The sequence below is a fragment of the Candidatus Methylacidiphilales bacterium genome (genome assembly GCA_025056655.1).
Lineage (GTDB): Bacteria > Verrucomicrobiota > Verrucomicrobiia > Methylacidiphilales > JANWVL01 > JANWVL01.
The window spans coordinates 1-3,195 of record JANWVL010000018.1 but is presented as its reverse complement, the minus strand read 5'-3'; the positions used below and the strand labels follow the sequence as shown (position 1 = coordinate 3,195).

Genomic DNA, 3,195 nt, shown 5'->3' with positions numbered 1-3,195 from the left:
GCATCGTCGTTTTAGGGTGTCTGGATCCCATGCCGCTTTCCGCTCAGCAGCAAGTCTTCCGACTCTGGGGGACGTATTATGGGGGGGGTAATGAAGATCGGGGCAATTCCGTCGCTGTGGATCCGAACGTCGGGAGCGTCTATCTGGCGGGGATTACATCGAGCCCCTCCGGCATCGCCTCCGGCGGGCATCAGAATACTTTCGGGGGTTATTATGATGCCTTTTTCGTGAAGTTTAACGCCTCGGGGACGCGAATATGGGGGACGTATTATGGGGGGAATGGTGGTGGTGAAGAGGGCTATTCCGTCGCTGTGGATCCGAACGACGGGAGCGTCTATCTGGCGGGGGAGACGGCGAGCCCCTCCGGCATCGCCTCAGGCGGATTTCAGAATACACCTGGACCTGGCTTCTTGGCAAAGTTTAGTCCATCTGGCACGCGCCTATGGGGGACTTACTATAATGGTCCTGGGGCCGGTGTCGCTGTGGATACGAACGGCGGGAGCGTCTATCTGGCGGGGCAAACGCATACGTGGAGCACCTCCGGCATCGCCTCTGGTGGGCATCAGAATACTTTTGGGGGATCGGGAGATGCCTTTTTAGTGAAGTTTAGCGAGCTTTTTGCGGATTTATCGAATGTGCCGTCCTGTGGTGTGGTAGGGCAAACGCTGAATGTGGCTATTCCGACGCAGGCTCAAACGTCATGTTTGCCAGTGACATTTACTGGATTCAACAATGTTCCTCATGGGCTGACCTTCACTCCTGGGCCAAACACGGGGACGTTATGGGGGACTTTCACCACTCCGGGCAATTATAATTTCACTGTGACAATGCAGGATAACTGCGGGAAGACTGCTAGTTTTAGTAAACTGATTTGGGTGCCACCAGCACTTAGTTTACCGAACTACAACACGGTCTATGGAATGGTGGGACAAGCCATCAGTTATAATGCTGCAGGGATGGGATCGGGGACGTATAGTGTGAGTCCTGCGTTGCCGGCAGGATTGACGTTGAATGCTTCGACGGGGATGATCACGGGGACACCGACGACGGCGGGGGTGACGACTCATACGATTACATTAACGAACGGCTGCGCCTCGGTGAGCCAGCCGATTACGCTGAATATCATGACGAATCATTCGTGCCCGGCAACGGGGCTTTCGGCGACGGCGGTAGCGCCGACATGTAGTGGCAGCATTGTAATCAACTGGTCTGCTGGGACGGGGTGCATGACGCAGTATTTGGCGATTCGGTATCGTCCGACAGGATCGGGGACTTGGACGAACGTGCCGAATGCGTCGCGACCGATTATCACGGCGAATACCTTCACCATCGGGAGCTTGAGTGCGACGACGTATGAGGTGCAGATCCAGACGGTGCCGACGCAGGGGAGCACGCCGAACACGACAAATTGGTTTGGGTTGAATAATGTGACGGTGACAAGTTGTCCGCCCGTGGTGACAGGGCCTGGGAGTGTGACGCACTGCAATCCTGGGACGATCAGCATCACGATGGTGGGGACGAATTCGCCGACGAGCTGGGCTGTAGTGGGGAGCTTGCCGACGGGCTTAAGCTTGAATGCGGGAACGGGTGTGATCTCTGGGAATGTGGCTGCTGGGGCGTATAGCTTTACGGTGACGGCGAGTAATGGAGGGGGGACGAGTGCGCCGTTTACAGTGAACTTAACGGTGAACAGCCAGCCTTCTATCACCTCAGCGGGGTCGCTTTCGGCGACGTTGGGGCAGGCGTTTACGCATACGGTGACGACGACGGGTGCGCCGACGCCGAGTGTGACGGTAAGCGCGATCACGCCTGCGCCTGGGTTGAACATCAGCGGGGATACGATCTTGGGGACGCCGACGGCGACGGGAACGTTTACGTATCAGGCGACGGCGACGAATAGCTGTGGGACGGTGAGTCAGACGGTGACGATCACGGTGACGCATACGCCGCCACCGCCGGTGGTATTGTTGACGCAAGCGCGTTTGCGGGCGATGCATGGGAGTTTCCAGGGGGATGTGGCGCTGCCGTTGGCGGGCTCAGTTTCAGGAGTCGATCCTCGAGCGCACACGGTGGCGAGGGAGTTGGTGTTGACGTTTAACGTGGCTGTGACGAGTGTGAGTGTGGTGCAGGATGTAGGTCCTGCGATGACGCTGGGTGCGCCGGTGTATAGTGGGAGCACGGTGAGGATACCAGTGAGTGGGTTGACGAATAATGCGAAGTATCGGGTGAAGGTGGTGAGTGTGAATGGGCAGGCGGTGACGGGGAATGATAAGGTGAACTGGCGGATCATCCGAGGGGATGTGAATGGGAATGGGACGGTGAATGCGGTGGATAGCGCGCAGGCGACGGCGAATGTGGGCCAGGCGATAACGAATGCGACGTTTCGGTCGGATGTGAATGCGGATGGGAACATTACGAGTTTGGACGTGACGCAGGTGATGAGCAACAACGGGGCATTTGTGGCGCCGTGATAGGGCTGGAGGAGAAAAAAAGAAAGAACATGGACAAATCCTAACAACAGGATTTCCTCAGATATGGGGGGCAAGGCCAAGAAGGAAGAGGAAAACCAGAACCATAATACATAATACAGGAAGACCCCCTCTGCGGAGAGCGCCTCTGTAAATCTCCGTAGGGGGTGGAAGAACATTTATGAGGGGAATGAAATGAAGGAGAGGGGAATGGAGGGAGCACGGGATGGCAAGGGGGATAGCAGGGGGCGTGGAAGCTCGGATATAAGATCCATTACAGCCAGCCTTCTGAGTCATAAGGGACCTCTGCCAGCCCTGTTTAAGTCATACTGGAGGAAGGATTTCTAGATCCGCCAATACTTGTTGAGATTGCTCGCTGAGCTTTGAAAGACGTGAGGGGAGGAGTGGAATGACTATAAAAGGAGTCGGGCAGGCTACCAGCCTGCTATTCTGTTGCTTTTGTGGAGCGCGGGGCAAGCGCCAGCGCGACCCCGCTTTGAGGGTTTTCTTAAAGCAGCGGTGAGGCGCTAGCGCTTTTTACCGCAGTCCAAAAGGGAAAGCGGTGAGGCACTACGCTTCTCACTGCAGTTCGGGAAAGTTGGGTAGGCTTCTCGCCACTGTCTAAAAGGGGGAAGAGGTGTTGTGTGTTTTCTCGCCTTATTTTTACTTGCCTTGAGTTTGTTCTGTAAAATTGATGAGGTGTGTAGCGGAGGCCAGTAAACAGGTT

General features: G+C 55.9%; 2 protein-coding genes. One reads left to right on the top strand and one right to left on the bottom strand.

The window, feature by feature from the left end; translation table 11 throughout:
* The coding region (locus tag NZM04_00780) for a putative Ig domain-containing protein (protein MCS7062579.1) at window positions 1–2,471 on the top strand (2,471 nt) is incomplete at its 5' end.
* Window positions 2,472–2,995: 524 nt separating this feature from the next.
* On the opposite strand, the gene NZM04_00775 is transcribed toward NZM04_00780, so the two are convergent.
* Window positions 2,996–3,195: hypothetical protein (locus NZM04_00775; protein ID MCS7062578.1), on the bottom strand; the 200-nt coding region annotated here is incomplete at its 5' end.